Below are 23,004 nucleotides of genomic sequence, written 5' to 3'. Positions count from 1 at the left end.
GTCAGACCGTCAGCAGCACCTTCGTACAGTCGTCCTGCTTCTTCTGGAAGATCTTGTAGCCCTTCGGGGCGTCGCGCAGCGGCAGCCGGTGGCTGACGATGAAGCTCGGGTCGATCTCGCCACGCTGGATCCGCTCCAGCAGGGGCCGGGTGTAGCGCTGGACGTGGCACTGACCGGTCCGCATGACGAGCGACCGGTTCATGAACGCGCCCATGGGGAACTTGTCGACGAAACCGCCGTACGCGCCGACGACCGAGACCACCCCACCCGAGCGGCAGGCGAGGATCGCCTGGCGCAGCGCGAACGGCCGCTCCGTCTCGACCCGGGCGGCCTGCTTCACCCGGTCGTACGCGTACATGGCGGCGTTGCCGTGGTGGCCCTCCAGGCCGACCGCGTCGATGCACGCGTCGGGCCCCCGGCCGGCGGTCAGCTCGTTGAGGGTGTCCAACACGTCCACCTCCTCGTAGTTGATCGTCTCGGCCTCGACGTGCTCCTCGGCGAGCCGCAGCCGGTACGGGTACCGGTCGATGACGATCACCCGTTCCGCGCCGAGCAGCCGGGCGCTGGCCGCGGCGAGCAGTCCGACCGGGCCGGCGCCCCAGACGGCGATCACCTGCCCGGGTTTGATGTCGCACATCTCGGCGCCCATGTAGCCGGTGGGGAACACGTCGGCGAGCATGACCGCCTGGTCGTCGCGGACCTCGTCGGGCACCTTGAGCGGGCCGACGTCGGCGAACGGCACCCGGGCGTACTCGGCCTGGCCGCCGGCGTACCCGCCGAGGAGGTGGGAGTAGCCGAAGATGCCGGCCGGCGAGTGGCCCATGATCTTCTCGGCGATGCCGGCGTTCGGGTTGGAGTTCTCGCAGACCGAGTAGAGGCCGCGTTGGCACGACGAGCAGTGCCCGCAGGCGATCGGGAAGGGCACCACCACCCGGTCGCCGGGCTTGAGGTTGCGCACCTGCGGGCCGACCTCGACCACCTCACCCATGAACTCGTGGCCGAGGATGTCGCCCTTGCGCATCGCGGGGATGTAGCCGTGGTAGAGGTGCAGGTCGGAGCCGCAGATCGCGGTGGTGCTGATCCGGACGATCGCGTCCCGGGCGTTCATGATCTTCGGATCGGGTACGTCGATGACCTTGACGGTGTCGGTGCCCATCCAGGCGGTGGCCTTCATCCTCGGTCCCTTTCGACAGTGGGCGGTCAGCGGCGCGACGGCGGCAGCGGCTGGGCGGGACGCTGCATGGCCTGTTGGCGTACGGAGATGCCGTTGGGGCTGCCCTCGGAGCGGACCACCTCGCCGGTCTCCAGCACCTGCTTGAACCGGCGCAGGTCGTCACGGACCTGCTGCTCGGGTTCCTCGCCGAAGAGCTTCGCCACCGCCCGGCCGAGCGCACCGGCCGGCGGCGCGTAGCGCAACTCCACCCGGACCTCGGTGCCCCGGTCGCCGGGTGCGGGCACGAAGCGGACCCGGCCGGCGTTGGGCACCCCGGTCCCCGCCAGCGATCGCCAGGTGATCGACGTGTTCGGCTGGTCGTGGATGATCTCGGCGTCCCACTCGACGCGATGGCCGGCCGGGCCGCGCGCGACCCAGTGCGAGCGGCGCAGGTCGTCGGCGCGCACCGACTCCAGGTGCGTCATGAACCGGGGCAGGTTCTCCACGTCGCGCCAGAACCGGTACGCCTCGGCAGGTGACCGGTTCACGGTCACCGCGATCTCCATCCGGATCATCCGAGCCCGTGCGCGTCGCGCTCGGCTGATCCGCACGGCGCTGACCACGTCGACGGCCGCGATGCCGGCGATCGCGACTGTGGTCAGGGCGACGCGGCGCCGTCGTTCACCGCGGCGGTCGGCGAGGGCGCGGACGAGCAGGGTCAGGTCCATGGCGTCGCCGGCCACCCGGCTCCACGCCCAGCCCGCCGGGCGACGACCGCCGAGCAGGCCGGCGGCGCTGCCCAACTCCCGTACCCCGACGGCCGGGAGCACCGCGCGCGCGGCCGGGGAGTCGTCCACCCCGGCCAGTCGCGCGAGACGGCCCGGCGCGACCAGGGCGCCGACGCCCAGGGCCAGGCTCAGCAGGCCGAGCGCGCTCGGCAACGTCGCCGGCACGGGCCCGTCCAGCTCCGGCAGGAGCACAGTGTCGACCCGGTCCATGTCCGGTCCCCCTCCGGTCGGCGCAGCCGGCGGCGGGCCGGCGCGGCGGCGAGGCCGCGACCCTGACGCTATGTCCTGAGCGTGGCCCCCGCGCCCGCTTCGCGGTAGAAGGTCCGTTGCGGGCGGCCGCCGTCGCCGTCGCACCGCTCGTCGTGGAGGCCGCGACGTTGGCGCGGTCACCCTCGGCGAGGGTCCGGCGGACGCCGACGGTGGTGGACTTCGACCTGGGCTGACTGAACGAGACGGGCCGCCGGGAGTTAACGGCGGCCCGCACCGGGTAGCCGGCATCCGCTTCTACCAGCACCCGGGGAGGTGGGATGACGGCGACAAGTGCCTTTTTCGAGCGGTTGACAGTCGCCGGCCAGGATCCGCGGTTCAGCAAGGTGTGCGGGAGCGTGCGGTTCGACATCGGGGACGGCGGCAACCTGGAGCAGTGGCTCCTGGAGATCGATCATGGCCAGATGCGGGTGCGGCGCAGCGCCGACCCCGCCACCACCGTGATCACGGTGTCGGCGCCTGTCGCGGAGGCGATGGCGCGCGGTGAGGTGAACGGCCTGGCGGCGATCACCCGGGGCGAGATCATGGTCGACGGCGACCTCGGCCTGGCGTTGCGGCTCGGACGGCTGTTTCCGCGTGAGCCGGGGCCGTTGCAGAGGGGCGGCCCGGACAGTGGGACGTAGCCGATGAGGGACATCGCGGAGACCGTGTCGTGTATCGACGGGAACACCTTCATGGTGTCCGACGCCAGTGGCGACGTCGACTCGTCCCCCGCCACGCCGGTCGGGCTGTTCGCCGCCGACACCCGCTTCCTGTCCCGCTGGATGCTCTTCGTCAACGGCGAGTGCATGACCGCCCTGTCGGTGGACGACAGCCAGTACTACGAGGTCACCTTCTTCGTGGTGCCGGGCGCGGCGGTCGACTACGTGCAGGCCGACGTGTCGGCCATCCGGCGCCGGCGCATCGGTCCGGACCTGACCGAGTCCCTGACGATCTTCAACTACGGCGAGCAGGAGAGGGATCTCGACATCCGGCTGGAGGTGGCGGCCGACTTCGCCGACATCTTCGAGATCAAGTTCGACATCGGGGAGAAGACCGGCACGCACTACACACACGTGGGCCCCGACGAGTTGCGCCTGGGCTACCGGCGCGGCACCTACCGACGTGAGGTCGTCCTGTCGGCGAGCGAGCCCGCCGAGTTCGACCCGGACGGCCTGCGCTTCACGATCCGACTGGGCCCCGGGCAACAGTGGTCGACACGATTGCAGGTCGCCATGCTGGCGCTGCGTCCCGACGGCGTCGACCTGCGCTCCGCGCTGCGGGCCCAGCGGCCCGACGACTCCACGCTGCCCACCAGCCTGCGGGCCTGGGTCGCGGCGGCACCGACCCTGGACACCGAGAGCGCCGCGCTGCAACAGGTGTACCACCGCAGCCTGGTGGACCTGGCGGCGCTGCGCTTCGCCCCGCTCTCGCTCAGCGGCGCGGCCGTACCCGCCGCCGGGCTGCCCTGGTTCATGACGCTGTTCGGCCGCGACAGCCTGCTGACCTGCCTGCAGACCCTGCCCGTCACCCCGTCGTTGACCCCGCCGACGTTGCGGATCCTCGCCTCTCTGCAGGGCGTCCGCACCGACGACGTGCTGGAGGAGGATCCCGGCCGGATCCTGCACGAGCTGCGCTACGGGGAGTCGGCCGCGTTCGAGGAACAGCCGCACTCCCCCTACTACGGCACCGTAGACGCCTCGCCACTGTTCGTGGTGCTGCTCGACGAGTACGAGCGGTGGAGCGGCGACACCGCGCTGGTGCGGGAGTTGGAGCAGGAGGCGCGAGCCGCCCTGGCGTGGATCGACAACTACGCGGACCTCACGTCCACCGGCTACGTCTGGTACGAGCGACGCAACCGCGCCACCGGCCTGGACAACCAGTGCTGGAAGGACTCCTGGGACAGCATCTCCTACGCCGACGGCAGGCTGCCGGGCTTCCCGAGGGCCACCTGCGAAACCCAGGGGTACGCCTACGACGCGAAGATCCGCGGGGCTCGGCTGGCCCGTACCGTCTGGGGCGACCCCGACTACGCCGAGCGGCTGGAACGCGACGCGGCGGCGCTGTACGACCGGTTCAACCGGGACTTCTGGTTGGCCGACCGGGGTTACTACGCCCTCGCGCTGGACCACGACGGCACACCCGTCGACAGCCTGTCGTCGAACATCGGGCATCTGCTGTGGAGTGGCATCGTGCCGCCGGAGCGGGCCCCGCAGGTCGTCGAACACCTGATGGGCCGGGCGCTCTTCTCCGGTTGGGGCGTGCGGACCTTCGCCGAGGGGCAGCGCCGCTACAACCCCCTCGGCTACCACAACGGCACGGTCTGGCCGTTCGACAACTCGTTCATCGCCTGGGGTCTGCGCCGGTACGGGTTCGCCAGCGAGGCCGGCCGCATCGCGGAGAGCATCCTGTCCGCCGCCACCTACTTCGAGGGTCGGCTGCCCGAGGCCTTCGGCGGGTTCGACCGCAACACCACCCGCTACCCGGTCCGGTATCCCACCGCCGGCAGCCCACAGGCCTGGTCCAGCGGAGCGTCCATCCTGCTCCTGCGCACCATGCTCGGCCTCAACCCGCACGAGGACCACCTGGCCGTCGACCCCTCGCTGCCGTCGGCCTTCGGACGGGTCGCGCTGCTGGACATCCCCGGCCGCTGGGGCATGGCCGACGCCTTCGCCCGGCACCGCCCCGACCAACCCTAGAGGCGCAATTCCGCACCCTGGATGCGGCGGAGGGCGCAGCCGACGGCCGCCGCTCACCTGGGTGGGCCTATGCGGTGGTGAGCGGTATACCTCAGAGTCGTATTAATACCCGAGGTATGCCGCTAGGGTCACGGTCAACCGTCGGCCGCTCCGATGGCCCGGTGCCCGGTGTGTCGTGTCCGCCGGTGCGCGACGGCTCCACGCCACCGCTCCGCCACCAGCGACGCCACGCGGCCCACACGGCAAATCGGAGCAAGATTTTTCTCCAAAAAATGTAATCACGCAATCGCCGAAGACACGCGCCCAACACCTCGAACACTTAACGAAGACTTAAGAATGCGCGACCGAAAAACCGTTATCCGGCACGGCGAAGACGGCGACCAGGAGACCTTCCGACCACTGTTCTTAATTCTTCTTCCGCGAGTTGTTGTCAGCTCTGCGTACGCCCATAATTCCTTTCGTCAAAAGCTTTGTCGCCGACGCAAAGGACAACACTGGTAATGCGGACCACCCCCGCGCACGTCGCACCGGCGGACCGGGCGCGAAAGCGTCGCCGCCGCACCCGCATCTCGCTCGCCGCCGCCGTCGTGGCCGCACTGGGCGCCAGCGGCATCTACATCGCCGGCGCCCAGGCCGAAGAGGTCGCCGTGCCCGGCCGAATCCAGGCCGAGGCCTTCGCGGCACACTCCGGGGCGCAGACCGAGGACACCGGCGATGCCGACGGCGGCCGGAACGTCGGCTGGCTGGCCAGCGGCGACTGGCTGCGCTACGACGGCGTATCGATCACCGGGGCCAACCTCACGGCCCGGGTTTCCTCGCACAACGCCACCGGCGGCACGGTCGAACTGCGCCTCGCCGCGCCGGACGGTCACCTGCTCGCCACCTTCCCGATCGCGCAGACCGGCGGCTGGCAGAAGTGGACGACGGTCACGGCGAAGGCGTCCGCCGTGCCGGCCGGCCCGCAGACCGTCTTCGCCGTCCTGAAGAGCACCTCGACGTCGGACTTCGTGAACCTGAACTGGTTCACGTTCGGCCCCGCGGCGGGCTCGTCGCCGAGCGCGCCGGCGAGCGCCTCGGCGACGCCCACCGCCTCGTCCGCGCCGAGCCCCACCCCGTCGGCGTCCGCCTCCACGTCCGTCCCGCCGAGCGCACCCGCCGGCGGTTGGGTCCCGGTCGACCAGGCCCGGTGGAGCAGGGAACTGGCCGCCTTCGACGCCCTCACGCCGAAGGCGGTGACGCCGGGGACCACCCGGGTGCCCGAGTTCCACACCGACTGCGAGGTCGCCAACTCGGCGCCGGACGACCCGATCGTCGTGCCCGCCCTGCCGGGCGCCTCACACATGCACACCTTCTTCGGTCCGAAGATCGACGCCTTCACCACGACCGACAAGCTGCTCTCCGCGACGACCAACTGCAACGCCCCGGGTGACAACAGCGCCTACTGGACCCCGGAGTTGCGCAAGGACGGTCAGCCGGTCCCGATCAAGAGCATGCGCGTCTACTACGGCTCGCGGGTCAAGGACCCGTCGACCGTGAAGCCCTTCCCGCCGGGCCTGCGGGTGGTCGAAGGCGACGCCAAGCGGCAGGTGGACACCCCGAAGAACGCCGGTAGCAACCAGTTCTGGTGCGCCGGCAGCGCCGAGATCGGCCGCAGCGCCGACGGCAACTGGCCGGTCTGCGCACCCGGCGGCAACCTGATCTTCCAACTGGTGTTCAAGGACTGCTGGGACGGCAAGAACATCGACTCACCCGACCACAAGTCGCACATGGGTGACCCGGTGAACGGCGTCTGCACCGGCAAGTACCCGGTGGCCGTGCCGGACCTGTCCTTCATGGTCAACTACCAGTCGCTGGGCGGTGACGGTCTCACGCTCTCCTCCGGCAAGCCGTCCTCCATGCACGGCGACTTCATGAACGCCTGGGAGCCGGCACGCCTCGGCGCCCTGGTGAAGTCCTGCCTCAACCAGAACGCCAAGTGCGGCACCGAGGTCACGTTCGCCGGCGGCTGACCGGCACGCCCCCACGGTTGCCACCGGACGACCCTCTCGCTCAGGCGAGGGGGTCGTCCGGCATCGTGTCCGGCCCGGTCCCGTTGCGCGGCTCCCCGATCCCGGTGCGGAGCTTCCCGGCCCCACCGCGGAGCGTGAGGATGGATGTCGCCGTCAGCGCGACGGCGCGGTCGTCGTCTCGGGACAGGTCCACCAGGGCCCGTGCCGCGGTGTCACCCGGGATGTCCGCCAGCGCCTCGGTCAGCCGCCGACGCGCCGACGGCGCCACGGTCCCCCGGGCGAGGCAGCCGACGAGCCTGGTGGCGATCAGTGCCGCCACCTCGGGTTCGGTCGCCAGCACGCCCAACACGTCGGCTGCCTCGGCGTCCTTCGTCTCCTCGACGACCATGTCGACAAGCGTCGGGACCGCGTCCGCCACCCGCCGCGCCCCGAGCGCCAGCGCCGCGTGCCCGCGGACCACGACGTCGGAGTTCGCGAGGGCGTCGCGCAGCACGTCGGTCGCCGCGTCGTGCGGGATCTCGGCGATGGTCCGGACGGCACGCTCGCGTACCTCGGCCCGTGGTGAGCGTAGGCCGTCCGCGAGCAGCGCCAGGCCGTCGTCCCCCGACTGTGCCAGCGCCCACCGCAGGGCTCCGGCGACGTTCGGGTCGGTCTCGTCGAGCGCCGCCTCGACGAGCGCCTCCACGGGCAGCGGAGCCCCGTCGACCGAGGACAGGGCGGCGCGCTGACGCCTGCCCGCGCTCGGTGAGCCCAGTGCCTGCAGGAGCGCGACGACCTGGAGGACGTCCTCCCAGTCGGCGGGGTCGGCGGCGGCGATCCGACGCAGTCGGGTGAGCAGGTCCCGCTCATCCGCGATGCGTTGTCGCGTCCGCTGGATCAGGTCGTCGACGAGGCCGGAGGGCGTGAAGCCGGGATCGTCGAGCGCCCGCCGGACGTCACGCAGCGACAGGCCCAGGGACCGCAGGCTCTCGACCTGGAAGATCAGCCGGATGTCCTCGTCGGAGTACTCCCGGTAGCCGACGCCGCTACGGCCGGTCGGCCGGACCAGGCCGAGCGAGTCGTAGTGCCGGAGCATGCGGGCGCTGACCCCGGACCGGCGCGCCACGTCACCGATCAACACCTGCGCATCATCCCTCCTCGCCGATCGCGCCGAGGGCCAGCACACGCTTCGCCTCCTCGATCGAGGACTCGACACCGACATCCGGGTCCCGCGCCAGCCGTTGCGTCGCGATCGCGTGCGCGCGTACCTGTGGGTCGAGAGCCGTCATCGCGACGCGCAGGATCGGCATCGCCACCGCACCGAGCGCGACGAACGCCCGGCTGAGGCTCAACCGCGTGTCCCGCGTGCCGCGCCCGAGCTGCGTCGCCAACACCTCGGCCAACTCGGGCTCGTCACCGGGAGGCACCAGGGCGACCGCGGCTCGCCAGGCGCTTCGCGCCACCTCCTCGTCCGGGTCGGTCAGGAGCGCCCGTGTCACCGCCGGCCAGGCCCGCCGATCGCCGATCTTGGACAACGTGTGCAACGCCTGGCTCCGGGCCTGCGCCCGCTCCGAGCGGAGTTGGCCGGTGAGCTTCGCGACGGTCAGCGCGGATGGGTGACGGAGCAGCGCCCAGGTGACCATCTCGCGTACGAAGAACTCGGGCTCGATCGCGCATCGTTCGACGAGCGTGTCGACGAACCGCGGGTCCGGGGCTGTGCCGACCGCCAGCGCCGCGCGCAGCCGCACCGACGAGTCGCCGCTTTCCAGCGCCTGGAGCGCCCGCATGGTGTTCGCGTCCTTTTCCGGTCCGGTCATCGAGACCACCTCCTCGACCCCACCGAAGACCTTGTCACCGTGTCAAGGTCAAGGCGAACCGCACTGGGCAGCGTCGCGCACCGCACGTGTCAGCCTGCGGCGCGGAGGGCTGGCGAGCGGTGCTGCCGGCGACACAAACGCCGGCAGCACCGCGGAAACCATCGACCGGCTACCGGCTCAGGAGCCGGACCACGTCGTCCACCGAACCCAGGAGAACCGTCTCCACCGGTACGTGCGTGAGGCTCTCCACGGCGAACGGCGTGTCGGTCTCGGTGACCGCAGCCCTGATCTCCGCCAGTCGCGTGCCGGTCAGCTCGAGCACCTCGGTCAGGTGCGCGGGCTCGGCCCGCTCGACAAGTGTCACGTGCGCGAGCGTGAGCGAGTGCACGCGCGCCCCGGTCTGCTCCGGGACCATGAGCACCAACCGGCCGTCGCGTACGCCGCGGACCAGCCGCACCATGCGCGAGGCGACGGCGAGTTGCTTCGAGCCGCTCAGCTCGGCACCGCTGTCCGCGCGGCTGGTCAGGTCCTCGGCGACGCCGGTCTTGCGCAGGACGCGCAGGGTGGCGTGGCCCGGCGACTGACTGAGCTGGTACCGGATCGTGCCGGTGACGCCCTCGGTCACCCGGGCGAACGCACGGAGCGCCAGCAGGACGGGATAGCTCAGCACGGACAGATCGCCACCGGCCTCGACGACGGCCGTGGCGAGCGCGTTGTCCAGCAGGTCGGAGTCGCCACGCGAGGTGCCGACGGTCACCGTCTTCGCCTGGTGCTTGACCGAGTCGATCGAGCGCGTCAGCTCGTCGGCGGAGGCCGTGAGCTGGGTACGCACGAAGTCGACCGGATCGGCGACCGCTACCGGCAGCTCCGGCACGACCGCTGCGCCGTGCCGCAGCAGCGACGCGGCCTGGTGCAGGCGCAGCGCGACGTCGCTGGGAAGAACGCCGCGAACGCTGCCCTGGGCGGCCTCGGCGAGGAACTGGTGGATGCCGCCGCACGCGGCGTCCAGCTCGTCACGCGCGACGCGACCGGCGTCGACCGACGCCTCCAGCCCCGCGAGCGCCTCGCGCAGCGGATCGGCGGTGGCGTCGATCGCCCGGGCGGCGTGGTAGGAGAAGAGGTGCCCGGCAGCCGTGCTGAGGATCCAGGCGAAGGCGGGGTGCGCCGCCGGCACCCGGATCACCCAGTCGGTAGCCCACGGCAGCTCGATGCCCTCGTCGACGATGACGACCGGTTGGTTGCGGTGGGCGGCGAAGATGTCGACCTCTTTGGTGAGGTCGCGCAGCTGCCCCGGCGGGGTGCCGGCCGCGCAGACCAGGACGAACGCCTCCGCCGACAGGTCGACGTGCTTCTTGTCCTCGACGGCGTCGGTGGAGACGGTCTTGTAGCACAGCTCGGAGAGTTTGATGCGGGTCTCGTCGGCCGCGACGCGGTTCGGGCCGGAGCCGACCACCGCCCAGTGCGGGTGCCGGATCGCCACCTGCGCGATCTCGGCCATCCTCGGGCCGAGGTCGCGCAGCGTCTGCAGCTGTTGCGGCATCTCCTGCAACGCGTGCAGCATCAGGTCTTCCAGCTCCGGCGAGAGCAGCTCGCACAGTCTCGCGATCTGCAGCGCGAGCAGCGTACCGGTGGCCGCCTGCGAGTAGAACGCCTTCGTCGAGGCGACCGCCATCTCCACGTCGCGGCCGTCCGACGTGTACAGCACACCGTCGGCCTTGTGGCTCAGGTCGCTGTCCCGGCGGTTGACGATGGCGAGCACGGCAGCGCCCCGTGCGCGCGCCATGTCGATGGCGCGGTTCGTGTCGGTGGTCGAGCCGGACTGGCTGACCGCGACGACACAGACCGACGACATGTCCGCCCGCAGCTTCCAGGCGGACAGCTCCGTGGCCGGCATCGCGGCGACGGTGATGTGCGGGTGCAGCAGATCGTCGGCCACCTTGGCGATGCCCTCGCAGGCGACCGCGGCCGTGCCCTGACCGACGAAGAGGATCTCGCGGATGTCCCGGTCGACGAAGCGCTCCCGGATGCTCTGCGGCAGTGCGGATTCGCCGAGCGCGACGGAGAGCCGCTGGCCGTCGTCGGCGATGCGACCCCGCAGGCTCTTGCGGAACGAGGACGGCGCCTCGGTGATCTCCTTCTCCAGGTAGTGGTCGAACTCGCCGCGCGCGACGTCCCGCGTGGTGATCTCCGCGGTGGCGATGTCCGCCTCGGCGACCGGCAGGGACCGGCCGCGCATCGTCGTCCGGCGCAGGCCGGCGAGGGTGCCGGCGTGCTTCCGGTCGAGGACGACCACCGTGCCGACCTCGCCGTCGTCGGAGTGCCTACCGTCCAACCGCAGGTACCGATCGGTCCAGCCGACCAGGCCGTACACCTCGCTGGCGACCAGGAAGCAGCCGAGGGCGAACCCGACGTACAGGCCCTGGCCGCTGCCCTTGACGACGAGCATCAGTTGGTCGGCGGCGAGGTCGCCCTGTGCCGCGATCGCGAACGAACCGTGATAGTTGCGCGCGGAGGCGGCCATCGCCTGTTCGGGCGAGTGGCCGGCGGCCATCTGCTGGGCGAGCATCACCGGGATCAGCTTGGCGTCGGTGCTGATTCCGGTGGACGAGGCCGGCAGGTTCAACTGGTCGCGCAGCGCGACGTGGTTGTCGATGTCGCCGTTGAGAGCGGCGATCGCGAAGCACGGATCGTCGCCGGCCGGCGTGGTGCTGTCCAGCGGGTGGGCGTTGGCCTCGCTGATCCGGCCGACGCTGGCCCAACGGGTGTGCGCGACGATCACGACGCGGGCGCTGGGCAGATCGAGGACCGTGTGCAGGTCGTCGTCGGCGGTCATCGCCGCGCGCAGGTACGCGACGTTGTCGCCGAGCCGGCCGATGACCGAGGCGCGCTTGTACACGAGTGAGATGCCACCCCGGAACTGCGCCGCCGCGCAGTGGCGGAACTCGCCGTCCACCCGGTCCCGCAGCGTGGCCGGCACCCGCGCGAGGTCGGCGTCGTCGAGCGTGACCCACACCTGGATGCCCGCCGAGTCCCGGCCGCGCACCTCCAGCCGATCGATCGCGTCCAGGACCGCGTCGACGGCGAGGTAGCTGCGCGCCTGGTTCAGGGTGATCATCTGTTGCCGCGCGAGCTCGGCGATCCGCACCGCGGCGCCGATCCTGTCCTGCTCGATCGACCAGAGCAGGTCCCGAGCGGCCACCGCGCGCTGCTGGACCTGCTCCAGGAGGTCGGCGTCCCAGCCGGCGCCGGGGTCGTCGAGTGCGCGCTCGGCGACGGTGAGCCATGAGTCCAGCGCCGACGTCCGCGCCACGACAGCCTCGCGCAGGCTCTTCTCGCACGCCAAGCGGTGCACGGCGGTGGGGGCCGTGTACAGATCCAACGCGGCCGCGAGTTCCTTGACCAGGCCGTCGAACGCGGGGTGCAGGTCCATTCCGCTGGGCCGATCGGCGGTCAGGTCGACGTGCGGCAGTTCCGGCAGCACGTCCAGCAGTTGCCGATCGGAAACCGCTGCCAGGTCACAGTCATAGTCCGGCAGCGCTGCGGCGATCCCGCACATGCATACCCCTCACGTCGGACGGCCGTCGCGTCGGACGGCCTCGGTCGGCCAGAAAGCCCGACGATATCTCATCGCGCAAGAGGCCTGCGCATTACCAACCGATTCGCGCAGCCGAAATGTTCGCGACTGCGCACTCAGGGCAGGATCATTGCTGTACGCGACAAAGTGAACGCTCTGCGTAATGCCACTCTTGCGGAACGACGCGGCTCCGGGGCCGTCCGGTCCTACTCGTCTAGGGTGCGGGAATGGTCGACCGACGCCAGGTGCTCAACTTCCGCGTCCGCGCCCAGCAGCTCGACCGGGCTCAGGGCACGCTCGCCGACACCGCCATCCTGGACATCGGAGTGCAGAACACCGGCCCGGACGGCGCCCGGTGGGCACTGGCCGCGCGCGGCGTCGACGTGACCGCGTTGTCCGACACGGAGGTGATCGTGCTGTGGACCGTGCGCGGCGCTCCCCACCTCTACCGCCGGGCCGACGCCGGCGCCGTGGTGGCCGCTGTCGAACCCTTCTCCGACGCCGACGCGGGCAAGCGCATCTACGACGCCGCCAAGCCGTTGAAGGCCGCCGGCATCCACAACCTCGCCGCCCTGGACGAGGTGGCCGCCCGCATGCGGGCCATCGTCACCACGCCGACGGTCAAGGGAGACGTCTCCGGCCGCCTGGCCGCGGTGCTGCCCGAGCCGTACCTGCGGTTCTGCCGACCGTGCGACGCCACGCACGTCTACGAGATGCCCTTCCGGCTCGCCGCCGCGCGGGCCGGGCTGGAGTTGCAGCTCGACACCTCACCTCCGGTCCTGCGGCGCATCACCGGGTTCCGGAGGGCCGCCGCCCCGGGCGAGCGCTTCGACCTCGTCCGCGCCTATCTCCGCCTGCTCGGCCCGGCCACACCGAAGCACGTGGCGGACTATCTCGACGCCCCGGTGAAGGACGTGAAGGCACACTGGCCCGACGACGTGATCGAGGTGACGGTCGACGGCGAGGCGCGCTCGCTGCTGGCCGACGACGAGGAGGCGCTGGAGTCGGCCGACGGCTGCGGCACCCGCCTGCTCGGCCCGTTCGACCTCTTCCTCCAGGCCAAGGACCGGGCGACGCTGGCGCCGGACGCCGCCCACGCCAAGCAGATGTGGCCGGTGTTGGGTCGCCCCGGCGGCGTCCTGGTCGACGGCAACCTGGTCGGCGCCTGGCGTCCCCGCAAGTCCGGCCGCACGATGACGGTCAGTGTCCAACCCTGGCACCGGCTGTCGGACTCCACCCGCAAGGCCATCGCCGCGCAAGCCGAACACCTCGCCGCGCACCGCGGCGTCTCCCTCAGCGGCGTCGACTTCGCCAGCTAGCTGGGGGGTCGAGCATCACTGAGGACGAGGGCAGCAGCAACCATCCGCCTGCGGCCGGCGGGAACACCCGATCTCCCGCTGCCTGCGGGTGGGGCATGGAACACTGCGAGGTGCCCTCGGTCGGTGCCGCCCCCCTTCGGATGCGGCAGCGGGAGGCGCGTCGGCGTCCCGCGCGGCGGAAGGGGCGTGGATGCAACCCACCTGGCTCCTGACGCTGTCCTGGGTGTCGCTCACGGTCGGGGTCGTCAGCTGCGCGGTCGTCGTCGCCGACACCTATCTTCGTGGGCACCGTCAGCCCGTCCGGGTCATGGAGATCGTCTGGCTGGTGACAGTCCTCTACGTCGGCCCGGCCGCCGTCCGCCTCTACTGGAACTGGGGTAGGCCCGAGACGTACTCCCGACGGCGGCGGGAGGACCAGCCGCGACGGCCCCGGCGCGGCGTCGTCGTCACCCGCGTGTCCCGCTGCGGCGCCCACTGCGCGCTCGGTTTCGTCGTCGCCGAGGTCGCCCTGTACGTCGTCAGGTCCGACCCGGCGCAGGAGACGCTCTGGGTCGACTACGCCGGGGACTACCTGGCGGCGGTGACGATAGCGGTGCTCTTCCGGTACGTCGGCGCACCGGGCCGCGGCGTCACGAAGATCTGGCACGCCCTGTCCACGGTCGCCAAGGTCGAACTGCTGACGATCACCGCGTTCGAGATGGCGCTGTTCGTGTGGCTGACGCTCGCGCACCGGGTGGTCTTTCCGGAGCCAACCCTGCGTCCCGACGGCCCCATCTTCTGGTTCGCGGGCCAGTTGGGGCTGATCGCCGGCTTCATCGCGGCGTGGCCCACCGCCTCCTGGCAGCTCAGCCGAGGGCTGCGGATCGAGCCGCGCCGGCTCCCCCACGACTGACCGCGCGCGGCACGAGGGACGCCACCCCCGACGACGCCCTCATCGCCCAGGCCACCAGGGTGGTCGCCGCCCAACTCTGAGCGGGACGCCAGCCGCCGGGGGTGTGCGTGGCGTCAACCGGTCCGGGCGTGGAGGCCGCGCGCCAGCACGGTGATCATGACCGTCGCGGGCACGAGGTGCAGCCCGAGCAGCGCGGCGACGGTGGCCGGGGCGGCCCCGCAGAGCAGGGGCGGAACCAGCAAGATCGCGGTCAACGACCCGGCGGTCCACACGAATCGCCGCGCCGGGCGAGCGCTCCACCGAAGCAGAGCGACGGCGATGACGACGCCCACGACCGAGAAGAAGCCCGTCACCACGGCGAACCCGGCCAACGGGATCATCGCCCCACCATCGGGGATCTCGAAGTCGACGCCGACGGCCGTCGCGAGCGCGGCGGCCAGGGTGGTGGCCGTCGTCGCCGCGAGCGCGGCCACGCCGCCGGTGCCGACGAGCCCGCCGAGTCGCCGGGTGTGGCTGGTCTGGCCCGCTACCGGGACCGCGATGGCCCCGGAGTCATACCTGCTGTGCACGACGTTCCTCCACTCTTCGACAGGGGTGCGGCCGGCGCGCCACGTGCGCCGCCGGGTGGCGTGCCTATTCGGCGTCGTCGGCCGGCAGGCGCTCGGGCAGCCCGAGCCGCGGGAACTGGTCGTCGTGGAAGGTGACGATCTCGGTGATCGCTCCGCCGGTGACGCGCAGGACGTCGATCGTCAGCGGCAGGTACGCGTCCTCCTGCGCGCGCCACAGGTAGAAGGCGACGGCGGGCTGCCGGTTGACCGAGGTGGGGACCGCGCGCATGCCCCGAAGGTCGGCGAACCCGTCCTGGACCCAGCCGTCGACCACCGCGTCGCGGCCGACGGACAGGCCCGGCGTGGGCGGCATCGAGCAGCGCACGTCGTCGCGCAGCATGGCCGCGAGCCCGTCGACGTCGGTGGCCACGGCGGCGTCGGTGAAGCGGCGTACCAACTCGCGGGTGTCGGCGTCCTCCTCGCCGCCGGTCCAGTCCTGCCGCTCGGCGGGCAGGTGCTCCCGCATGCCGGCACGGGCCCGTTGCAGCGCGCTGTTCACCGAGTTGACGGAGTCCCCGAGGAGGTCCGCGACGTCCTTCGCCGGCCAACCGAGCACGTCACGCAGGATCAGCACCGCCCGTGGACGCGGCGCGAGGTGTTGGACCGCGACCACGTACGCCAGCTCGATCGTTTCCCGCGCGACGGCGAGCGCCTCCGGCTCGTCCGCGCCACCGGCGGGCAGTTCGTCGAGCAACCGATCCGGGTACGGCTGTAGCCAGCGCACCTCACCGCCGGTCGCGGGTTCCGGTCTGCGTTTGGCCAGCAGGTCCAGGCAGGCGTTCGTGGCGATCCGGTACAGCCAGGCCCGGAACGTCGACCGCCCCTCGAAGGTCTCCCGCCGCCGCCAGGCCCGCAGCAACGTCTCCTGCACGGCGTCCTCGGCGTCCTCGAACGACCCGAGCATCCGGTAGCAGTGCACGTGCAGCTCCCGCCGGTGCCGAGCCGCCAGCCCCGAGAACGTCAGCTCGTCGACCTCGCCCAACCCGTCCAGCCGTGTGTCCGCACTCATCGCGTCATCCTTCCGCCTCGGCACGTCCTGTCGTAGGTGTGACGGGTGCCGGCGCGAAAACTCATCACCGACGTCGGTCGCGGCGATCGCCAGACGAAACGGCGTGGATGAGGTGGCGCCTCGATAACCGCTCGACCGCCGGCGTTCGCTCGGGCAGGGTGGCCGGGTGGATGCGCAGTTGCTCGCGGCGGTGCGGGCCGGTGACACGTCGTCTCTCGACCGGCTGTTACGGACGGCGTCGGCGGACGCGCTCGCGGGTGACGAGGGCAGCGGGCTGCTGCGTGCGGCGGTGTTCGGGGGTAACGCCGATGTCGTCGCCAGCCTGCTCCAGGCCGGAGCCGATCCGGCCCGCCCGTGGGACGACGGTGTCGATCCGGTGTCCTGGGCGGCCGACTTCGGGGCGTACGAGGTCCTGCGGGAGATGGTGCACCACGTCCCGTACTGGCGGAAGCAGGTGCCGCAGCATCTGGAGCGCGGTGCGCTGGACATCGCACGGCTGTGGCTGGGTCTCGACCCGGAGGTCGAACTGCGTCGTCGGCTCGGCGCGCACCCGGACGAGCCGGCCGCCGTCGAGCGGATACGGATCCTGACCAGGGAGCAGGAGCCGGAACACGCGACGAGGATCCGGTTGACCCTGGCCGACGGGCGGCAGGCCGAGACGCAGCTCGATCATCGGGCGATCGTCACCTATCTGGAACACCAATTCGACATACCCGTCACCCCCGACGAGTTGTTGGCACGCGCCCTGTTCCACGCGGACCCGCAGTCCTGCGACTGGGGCCAGGCTCAGGTCGGCATGGCGGATCACCTGTCCGCCGAGGACCGGTTCCGGTGGGCTGCCAACCTGGTGGCACACCCTTCGGTCGACACCAGGAGGTTCGCGACCCAGTTGTTGCACTACCTGGGCTGCGATGAGCAACCCCTGAAGGCGCAGGCGGCGGAGGTGCTCAGGCCACGCTTGCGCGCCGAGGACGATCCGATCGCGCTGGGCAATGTGATCGGCGCATTCGCCGAGTACACCGGTCGTGGTGACCTGACGGACGTCCTGCACCATGCCGTTCATCCTGACCCGGACATCCGCGGGCACGTCGCCGGCGTGCTCGGCTACGCCATCGGCGAGCACCCACGCCTGGGTATGTATATGAATCTGCCTCCCCACCCGTTCGACACGCCGCCGGGCGTGGTGGCGGCGCTGATCCACCTCGCGGCTGACCGCGACGGCCGCGTCCGCGCCAACGCCCTGCTCAGCTTGGCGGAATCGGGCCTGGACACCCCGGCGGTTCTCGCCCTGTTGACCGCGCACCTGACCGACGACTACCTGTACGCGAGGCTCAACGCTGCCATCGGCCTCGCGATACGCGAGGATCAGCACGGCCTCGAGGTGCTGCGCGAGACGGGTTCCCAGATGAGTCCCACGGATGGGCGTCGGTGGCGGGTCGATGAGGTGGAGAAGATCCTGGAACATCGGGCCGCCGCGGACGGGTAGGGCGCCCCCCGTGGACCGCCGCCGTGCGATACGGTCGGTTCGTGGTTCCGGTTGAGGCTGTCGCGGCGTCGTACGCCCGGTGGGCCACGCCCGCTCTGCCGTTGTACGGCAACGACCACGAGCGGTCCGACTTCGCTCCCTGACCCACGCCGGCAGGTGCCCGTGGGTCCTTGTGGTTCCTTCCATCGCATCGGGAGCGATGTCTCATGTCCTCATCCGGTATCCGGGTGGTCCTGCGTGCCCCGCAGGTGCTCTGGGTCCTGCTCGCCGCCCAGGTGGGCCGGCTGCCGTCGGCCTCCGGGCCGCTCGCCCTCCTGCTGTTCGCGCGGGAGTCGTTCAGCCTGGCCGCGGCCGGGTTGCTCGTCGCCGCGTACACCGCCGGGGTGGCGGTGGGTACGCCGCTGCTCGCCCGCGCGGTGGACCGCTGGCGTCAGCCACCGGTGCTGTGCCTCGCGGCGGTGCTGTCCGGCGCCGGCTTCGTCTTCGTGGCCAGCGGCGCCTTCGGCGTGACAGGTGCGGCCGTCGGCGCCGTGGTCGCCGGGCTCGGCGCTCCCCCGTTGGAGGCGTGCCTTCGCTCGCTGTGGCCGGATCTGCTGCCCCCGGCGGCGGTGCCGGCCGCGTACGCGTTGGATGTCGCCGTACAGGAAGTGATCTTCGTGGTGGGCCCGCTCACGACGCTGCTCGCGGTGGCGCTCGGCGGGCCGGTCGCCGGGTTGGTGGTGGCCGCGCTGCTGCAGCTCGCCGGCACCGCCGCGTTCGTCCGCGCGCCCGCCGTGCGGGCCTGGCGGGGAGTGCCGGCGGCACGGCACTGGGCCGGACCGCTGCGGGTGCCCCGGTTCACGGCCCTGCTGGTGGGGGTGGCCGGCACGGGGATGGCGGTCGGCGGCATCGCGGTGGCGATCACCGCGTACGCGGAGGAGGCCGGCGACCGGCGCCTGGCCGGCTGGTTGCTCGCCGCGCAGGCAACCGGCGCCCTGGTCGGCGGCCTGCTCTACACCCGGGCCGCGCCGGCGGGAGCATGGCGGCTGCCGCTGCTCACCGCCGGGCTGACCGTCGGCTTCGTGCCGCTGCTGCTGACACCGCGCCCCACCCTGATGGCGGTGTTGCTTGCGGTCAGCGGTCTGGCCCTACCGCCGGCGCTGACCGCCATCTTCCTTCTGGTGGATCAGCTCGCGGCGCCGGGCACCGTGGCCGAGGCGTTCGCCTGGGTCGCCACCGCGTTCACCATCGGCAGCGCCGCCGGCTCGGCGGTCACCGGTCTGGTGGTGGCGAACGGCGTCCGCCTCGGCCTGGCCCTCGCCCCCGTCGCCGCGCTGGTCAGCACCATCATCATGGTGGCCGTCGCCAGAAAGACGACACGCCCGGGTGTCGCCGCCGCCTCAGCCACCAGCGTTGAGGGGTCACGCTGACTCCGGCGCCGGTTCAGCCGTCAGTCGGTGGTCAGACTGCGCGTCGCCAGCTCGCTGAGCGACGCGCGGGCGTCACCACCGAGCTTCGCGCGAGCCACCGCCGGCTGGCCCACCTCGAACGCCTCCACGAGAAACGTCGGCGAGCCGGACCGATGGCGGATCCCGTCGATCTCCTGCGAGTCCGGGTTGAACGGCAACGTCCTCCACTGGTCCGCGGTCTCCGGCCAGCCGGACGCGATGGCCGCGACCAGGCCGTCGAGCAGGCTCTCGTAGTTTGGCGTGTTGATGCGCCGGCCCAACCCGTATCGCTCGCGCAGGGCGAGGATCTCGGCGCTGGGCGTGCCGGAATAGCTCTGGTCCAATCCGAGCCACCACTGCGCGAAGTAGAAGCCCTGGTAGCCCTGGGCGAGGAAGCGCGACCCGTCGTTGTGTACCTCGATGACGAAGTTGTGCACCTGCGGGAACTGACAGTCGAGCAGCACGACTGTGGTCGCGCTGGGCAGGACGAGCAGGTCACTCTTCAGATCCGCATCTTTGCCGACGCCGTAGGCCTCGCGGGACTGGCTGGCCAGTTTGCCACCCTTGGCCTGCAACTGCTCGCGGATCTGGAACGCGGCCAGCCCGCAGTTGGCCCACCTGCGGCTCTTCTCGCGCAGCTTGATCTGCGGGTCGTCGGTCTGCCCCGCGCTCAGCAACGCCGTGCCGAGCCGGTCCAGTGCGTTGCCCTCCAAGGGCTGGTCGCGCTGCCGCTGGTCGGTGTTGCCGGCGAACTCGCCCCGCGCGTAGGCGGTCGCGGCCGTGACGGCCTCGGCCCACGTTGCGAAGCTCTGGGGGCGTCCCAGGGCGCTCGCCGACCAGGTGACCAGCTGCCCGAAGGCATTCTCCTCGAATCCCTCCGGCAGAAGTGACGCGATTCGTTTGGCGATCTCCGCGTAGGCCTTCTCGTCGTCTTCGAGGTTGGGGATCTGGCCGTTGGGCGGGTAGGTCGCCCTGTCCGCGGCGATGATCAGCATGCCGACCTCCACTGTCCCTTGTGTTCGGTCACCCCCGGCGGTGAGCCGACTACAAGAGTGGGACACGCGAGGGCCGGCGAGCTCCCTGCGTCGGGATTCCGTCCGCCCGCGCCCGGCCGGTCACACGCGCTCGTCGACAACCGGCGCGGGCCGCGCACGTTCGGCGGGTGTCGGTGGCCCGACGAACTTCTGGATCGCCGGAGAGAAGTAGAAGGCCCTCACTCGGAGAAGTGACTCGACATCACCGTCCAGATCGGGCACGGCGGCGCCCCCGGCGAAGGCGAAGGTGCCGCCACCCTCGACGGAACGTTCGGACTTGGCACGCAGTCCGGCGGCGGTCCAGCACGCCTCAACTGCGGCCTCGGCGGAATCCCCGGCGAGCCCAAGTTGGCCAACGAGAGCTTCGGCGGCGGAGATCGTTGACCCACCGACGAAAGCGGCCAACTCGGATTGCGCGTCGCGGATCTCGATCACCCTCCGGTAGAGGCGCAGTCGCACCTGCAGGACGTTGGCGACGTCGGCGATTCGGCTTTGCGGTGCACCCAGGACCACGCCAGGTACGGCCAGTTGCAAGGTGTGCCACAACCGATAGAGGCGGTGCAGCCGGACACTGTCACGAATGTATCGCCGCACCGGCCTGCTGACCGGCACCGCCGCGCCGATCGCGAGCAGTGTCAACCCGATGCCGAAGAGCGACTTCGAGAAGAAGACGTAACCTGGACCTTCCAGGACGTCCAGATGAGCCGCGTGGCTGAGGATGAAGACAATTCGATTGAGGATGTAGGCCAGCAGGACCGTGCCGCCCAGGGCCGTCACCACGATGCTCCGGTTGCCTCTGCCGCCAGAGCGTTTCAACGCGAGTTTCCACACTGTCAGCGACGCTCGCGCGACAGCGAGCACGATTGCGGACTGGTAGAGAACCCCGTACCAGACCGTGTACGCCGATTGGGCGGACTCGGTGACGAAGTCCTCGTCGCCGGGATGGCGCGGCGCCGCCGCGAACAGGAAACACATGCCGATCGCCGCGCCACCCGGCAGCAGGAGATCGACCCTCGACCGGCAGGTCGCCCCAGGCGTGCTGGCGGCCATGGCGGCCGCGAGGCTGGAAGCGAGATATGCCACGGTCAGACCTGCGAGGTTCTTCACCAACACGCTCAGGTCCACCAGACCGGTCGTCGCATCGATGACACGGCTGACCGGGGCCAGGTTGAGGGTTGCCGCGACGGTGAGCCCAGCCTGCAGCAGAAAGGCCGGTCTGTCCCGCGGACAGTGCCTGCTCCGGCTCAGCTGGATGATGAGCACCAGCCAGAGCGCCCCGATGGCGATGAGTTCGAGCAGGTCAGCGGCGGACATCGCGGGACGCCCGGCTACTGAACTCTTCGAGAATGTTGGCCGGCTGGAGAGCGATTTCTGGTGCTTGCATACGCTGCGCGAGCAGCGTTGCGATCATCTCCGCTTCCTGCTCGGCCACAAGGGAGTAGGTCGACCTCGCGAGAACGGAACGAATCATGTCAACATCGAGATCGGGCATGATGACGGCAAGCGCATCGGTATCCGTGTTGCGATGACGGCAGAGCATGTGCCCGATCTCGTGCAGGATGATGTGTTGCTGGTGTAGTGGCCTGGTGTCCGCATTGTAGAAGATGTGGTCGGCGGCTTCGGTTTCGATCCACATTCCGCCCGGCGTCCCCGGGATCCCCATCAAGGAGAGTGGGTGCAGGTGCAGCGGACGTCGCCTGGCCATGGAGATGTGCGCGCAGAGGGCTGACGTGGTGATAACCCGGGGCAGAGACAGCTCGTCGAGGAGGCGTGCGGCTCTCCGCTCAAGCCGACGCAGCCGCATGTGAGGCTCCTCAGGTCATTGCGTGTCGTCAGGCGCTGGGGCAGGGGGTTGGCGAGGCTGGTCGTCCCCGGACTCGGTCAGCCGATCGATCCGGCGGGCGTGTTCGATGATGCCGTTGATCGCCTCGAGGCTCGGGGCGGAGAGGCCAGCTACGCGGAGAGCTACCTGGCGCACCGACTTGTCGCTGAGCGCCGCGAGCAGCTCGAGCTGCTCGTCAATCTGACGGGCAGCGTCATCGTCGAGGAAGTAGACCGGGGAGACCCCGAAAAAACGTGCTAGGGCTTCGATGTGTCGAATGGTGGGGTTATCACGGTGCCCCTTACGGAGCTGCCAGATGTACGTGTGCGAAATCATGACACCGGTGGCGCGAATCTTCGTCGCGACTTCCTCGTATGAGTACTCACGACCTCCTGGGCGGACCGTCTTGAATAACCGGTCCAACTTATCAGCCATGGTCGGTCTGCGGTTGCCCACCGAACGTCGCCTCCCTGATCGCGGGCGGGTGTCGGCGTCTACGTCCGTGAGCGAAATCGCTGCTCAGAGCAGGCCGCCCGGGGCGACGCGAAGCCTCGCACATCTCATCCGTTCGATCTGCCACCTCGTACGACACTAGCTGGAAGCACCTCCGGGGTACTCAGCCGGGAGGGTCGATTTGGTGGCCGATCTCGGTGGTCAAGGCGGTCGGTGCTGGCCGGCGGGTGGCCACACGCTCGGGTGGCCCTGCGGATCCGGGAACGGCCGTGAGGCCTGCTCGACGGTGCACGCGGAGCTGACGGCGACCGCGGAGGTGACTCCCCCACAAGCACGGGGCCTCCGGTTGCCGGCGCGGCGTTCAGCCTCGCCCACAACCGGAGACCCTAGCCCTTCGTCGAGAGCCACCTCCTCCACACACCCGCTCGGGTGAGGCGTGCAGTCGTCGTCAGGCGATCTTGCTGTAGATCTCCCAGCCGTAACCAATGCCCGTACCCGTGGTGAAGGGCATGTGGTTCGGGTTGGAGTCCATGTTGTTGGGGTAGTAGTGCATCGTGCCGTCAGGCTTCACGGCGACCAGGTCGGCGTGCCCGTCACCGCTGTAGTCCGCGGCGATCACCTTGTCGAACTGCTGCCAGTCCTTGCCGACCTGAGTTCCCGTGGTGAACGGCTTACCACCCGCGTTGGAG

18 protein-coding genes and 1 pseudogene are annotated in these 23,004 nt (G+C 70.7%); 7 read left to right on the top strand and 12 right to left on the bottom strand.

Going from position 1 to position 23,004, the window contains the following annotated elements:
* Position 1: 1 nt before the first annotated feature.
* Positions 2-1,174 (bottom strand): zinc-dependent alcohol dehydrogenase, encoded by a 1,173-nt coding sequence (locus ACPXBU_RS03490; protein ID WP_425756350.1) that lies wholly within the window; start codon positions 1,172-1,174, stop codon positions 2-4.
* Positions 1,175-1,200: 26 nt separating this feature from the next.
* Positions 1,201-2,151: an SRPBCC family protein gene (locus ACPXBU_RS03485; protein ID WP_425756348.1), complete on the bottom strand. Its 951-nt coding sequence runs from the start codon at positions 2,149-2,151 to the stop codon at positions 1,201-1,203.
* Positions 2,152-2,468: 317 nt separating this feature from the next.
* Here ACPXBU_RS03485 and ACPXBU_RS03480 point away from each other — a divergent pair, with 317 nt between their 5' ends.
* The 3 genes from ACPXBU_RS03480 (at position 2,469) to ACPXBU_RS03470 (ending at position 6,895) form a co-directional block, all read left to right on the top strand.
* Positions 2,469-2,831, top strand: coding sequence for an SCP2 sterol-binding domain-containing protein (locus tag ACPXBU_RS03480; protein WP_393373294.1), 363 nt, complete (start codon positions 2,469-2,471; stop codon positions 2,829-2,831).
* A gap of 3 nt (positions 2,832-2,834) precedes the next feature.
* Positions 2,835-4,886 (top strand): glycogen debranching N-terminal domain-containing protein, encoded by a 2,052-nt coding sequence (locus ACPXBU_RS03475; RefSeq protein WP_425756346.1) that lies wholly within the window; start codon positions 2,835-2,837, stop codon positions 4,884-4,886.
* A gap of 500 nt (positions 4,887-5,386) precedes the next feature.
* Positions 5,387-6,895 carry a DUF1996 domain-containing protein gene (locus ACPXBU_RS03470; protein ID WP_425756344.1) on the top strand — a complete coding sequence of 503 codons (1,509 nt, stop codon included), beginning with the start codon at positions 5,387-5,389 and terminating at the stop codon, positions 6,893-6,895.
* Positions 6,896-6,935: 40 nt separating this feature from the next.
* Here ACPXBU_RS03470 and ACPXBU_RS03465 read toward each other — a convergent pair whose 3' ends face one another.
* The 3 genes from ACPXBU_RS03465 to ACPXBU_RS03455 form a co-directional block, all read right to left on the bottom strand.
* Positions 6,936-8,015 carry a MerR family transcriptional regulator gene (locus tag ACPXBU_RS03465; protein ID WP_425756342.1) on the bottom strand — a complete coding sequence of 360 codons (1,080 nt, stop codon included), beginning with the start codon at positions 8,013-8,015 and terminating at the stop codon, positions 6,936-6,938.
* A gap of 7 nt (positions 8,016-8,022) precedes the next feature.
* Positions 8,023-8,691, bottom strand: a complete 669-nt coding sequence (locus ACPXBU_RS03460; RefSeq protein WP_425756340.1) for a HEAT repeat domain-containing protein — start codon at positions 8,689-8,691, stop codon at positions 8,023-8,025.
* Positions 8,692-8,860: 169 nt separating this feature from the next.
* Positions 8,861-12,247 carry an SIS domain-containing protein gene (locus ACPXBU_RS03455; protein ID WP_425756338.1) on the bottom strand — a complete coding sequence of 1,129 codons (3,387 nt, stop codon included), beginning with the start codon at positions 12,245-12,247 and terminating at the stop codon, positions 8,861-8,863.
* A gap of 245 nt (positions 12,248-12,492) precedes the next feature.
* Here ACPXBU_RS03455 and ACPXBU_RS03450 point away from each other — a divergent pair, with 245 nt between their 5' ends.
* Both ACPXBU_RS03450 and ACPXBU_RS03445 read left to right on the top strand, forming a co-directional pair.
* Positions 12,493-13,584 (top strand): winged helix DNA-binding domain-containing protein, encoded by a 1,092-nt coding sequence (locus ACPXBU_RS03450; protein ID WP_425756337.1) that lies wholly within the window; start codon positions 12,493-12,495, stop codon positions 13,582-13,584.
* Positions 13,585-13,774: 190 nt separating this feature from the next.
* Complete coding sequence (locus ACPXBU_RS03445; protein WP_393373271.1) at positions 13,775-14,476, top strand: DUF4396 domain-containing protein; 702 nt, start codon at positions 13,775-13,777, stop codon at positions 14,474-14,476.
* Positions 14,477-14,589: 113 nt separating this feature from the next.
* Here the strand turns inward: ACPXBU_RS03445 and ACPXBU_RS03440 are convergent, their stop codons facing one another.
* Entirely contained in the window at positions 14,590-15,045 is a 456-nt protein-coding gene (locus tag ACPXBU_RS03440; RefSeq protein WP_425756335.1) for a DUF6069 family protein, read from the bottom strand.
* Between the two features lie 64 nt (positions 15,046-15,109).
* Positions 15,110-16,093: an RNA polymerase subunit sigma-70 gene (locus ACPXBU_RS03435; protein WP_393373266.1), complete on the bottom strand. Its 984-nt coding sequence runs from the start codon at positions 16,091-16,093 to the stop codon at positions 15,110-15,112.
* A 166-nt stretch (positions 16,094-16,259) separates the two neighbouring features.
* Between ACPXBU_RS03435 and ACPXBU_RS03430 the strand changes: the two genes are divergently transcribed.
* Positions 16,260-17,579 carry a HEAT repeat domain-containing protein gene (locus ACPXBU_RS03430; protein WP_425756333.1) on the top strand — a complete coding sequence of 440 codons (1,320 nt, stop codon included), beginning with the start codon at positions 16,260-16,262 and terminating at the stop codon, positions 17,577-17,579.
* 206 nt (positions 17,580-17,785) lie between these two features.
* The gene (locus ACPXBU_RS03425; protein ID WP_425756331.1) at positions 17,786-18,988 is read left to right on the top strand and encodes an MFS transporter; all 1,203 of its coding nucleotides are present in this window, start codon (positions 17,786-17,788) and stop codon (positions 18,986-18,988) included.
* Between the two features lie 20 nt (positions 18,989-19,008).
* On the opposite strand, the gene ACPXBU_RS03420 is transcribed toward ACPXBU_RS03425, so the two are convergent.
* From ACPXBU_RS03420 to ACPXBU_RS03400, 5 genes and pseudogenes are all read right to left on the bottom strand, one after another.
* Positions 19,009-20,001: a hypothetical protein gene (locus ACPXBU_RS03420; protein ID WP_425756329.1), complete on the bottom strand. Its 993-nt coding sequence runs from the start codon at positions 19,999-20,001 to the stop codon at positions 19,009-19,011.
* 120 nt (positions 20,002-20,121) lie between these two features.
* The gene (locus ACPXBU_RS03415; RefSeq protein WP_425756328.1) at positions 20,122-21,354 is read right to left on the bottom strand and encodes an MAB_1171c family putative transporter; all 1,233 of its coding nucleotides are present in this window, start codon (positions 21,352-21,354) and stop codon (positions 20,122-20,124) included.
* A complete protein-coding gene (locus tag ACPXBU_RS03410) occupies positions 21,341-21,844 on the bottom strand; it encodes a hypothetical protein (RefSeq protein ID WP_425756326.1) in 504 nt (167 codons plus the stop codon). Before ACPXBU_RS03410 ends, ACPXBU_RS03415 begins: the two co-directional genes overlap by 14 nt.
* A gap of 15 nt (positions 21,845-21,859) precedes the next feature.
* Entirely contained in the window at positions 21,860-22,318 is a 459-nt protein-coding gene (locus ACPXBU_RS03405) for a helix-turn-helix domain-containing protein (RefSeq protein WP_425756325.1), read from the bottom strand.
* 445 nt (positions 22,319-22,763) lie between these two features.
* Positions 22,764-23,004, bottom strand: a pseudogene (locus ACPXBU_RS03400) (hypothetical protein); the annotation flags it as partial.

Origin of the sequence: Micromonospora sp. DT231 (genome assembly GCF_049847025.1) — a bacterium.
Classification (GTDB): Bacteria; Actinomycetota; Actinomycetes; order Mycobacteriales; family Micromonosporaceae; genus Micromonospora.
This window is presented reverse-complemented; position numbering and strand designations above follow the sequence as displayed.

What these genes read in the sequence shown, in the direction of transcription:
- ACPXBU_RS03490 (WP_425756350.1), bottom strand. Translation starts at nt 1,174, where the DNA reads ATGAAGGCCACCGCCTGGATGGGCACCGACACCGTCAAGGTCATCGAC.
- ACPXBU_RS03485 (WP_425756348.1), bottom strand. Translation starts at nt 2,151, where the DNA reads ATGGACCGGGTCGACACTGTGCTCCTGCCGGAGCTGGACGGGCCCGTG.
- ACPXBU_RS03480 (WP_393373294.1), top strand. Translation starts at nt 2,469, where the DNA reads ATGACGGCGACAAGTGCCTTTTTCGAGCGGTTGACAGTCGCCGGCCAG.
- ACPXBU_RS03475 (WP_425756346.1), top strand. Translation starts at nt 2,835, where the DNA reads ATGAGGGACATCGCGGAGACCGTGTCGTGTATCGACGGGAACACCTTC.
- ACPXBU_RS03470 (WP_425756344.1), top strand. Translation starts at nt 5,387, where the DNA reads ATGCGGACCACCCCCGCGCACGTCGCACCGGCGGACCGGGCGCGAAAG.
- ACPXBU_RS03460 (WP_425756340.1), bottom strand. Translation starts at nt 8,691, where the DNA reads ATGACCGGACCGGAAAAGGACGCGAACACCATGCGGGCGCTCCAGGCG.
- ACPXBU_RS03455 (WP_425756338.1), bottom strand. Translation starts at nt 12,247, where the DNA reads ATGTGCGGGATCGCCGCAGCGCTGCCGGACTATGACTGTGACCTGGCA.
- ACPXBU_RS03450 (WP_425756337.1), top strand. Translation starts at nt 12,493, where the DNA reads ATGGTCGACCGACGCCAGGTGCTCAACTTCCGCGTCCGCGCCCAGCAG.
- ACPXBU_RS03445 (WP_393373271.1), top strand. Translation starts at nt 13,775, where the DNA reads ATGCAACCCACCTGGCTCCTGACGCTGTCCTGGGTGTCGCTCACGGTC.
- ACPXBU_RS03435 (WP_393373266.1), bottom strand. Translation starts at nt 16,093, where the DNA reads ATGAGTGCGGACACACGGCTGGACGGGTTGGGCGAGGTCGACGAGCTG.
- ACPXBU_RS03425 (WP_425756331.1), top strand. Translation starts at nt 17,786, where the DNA reads ATGTCCTCATCCGGTATCCGGGTGGTCCTGCGTGCCCCGCAGGTGCTC.
- ACPXBU_RS03420 (WP_425756329.1), bottom strand. Translation starts at nt 20,001, where the DNA reads ATGCTGATCATCGCCGCGGACAGGGCGACCTACCCGCCCAACGGCCAG.
- ACPXBU_RS03415 (WP_425756328.1), bottom strand. Translation starts at nt 21,354, where the DNA reads ATGTCCGCCGCTGACCTGCTCGAACTCATCGCCATCGGGGCGCTCTGG.
- ACPXBU_RS03410 (WP_425756326.1), bottom strand. Translation starts at nt 21,844, where the DNA reads ATGCGGCTGCGTCGGCTTGAGCGGAGAGCCGCACGCCTCCTCGACGAG.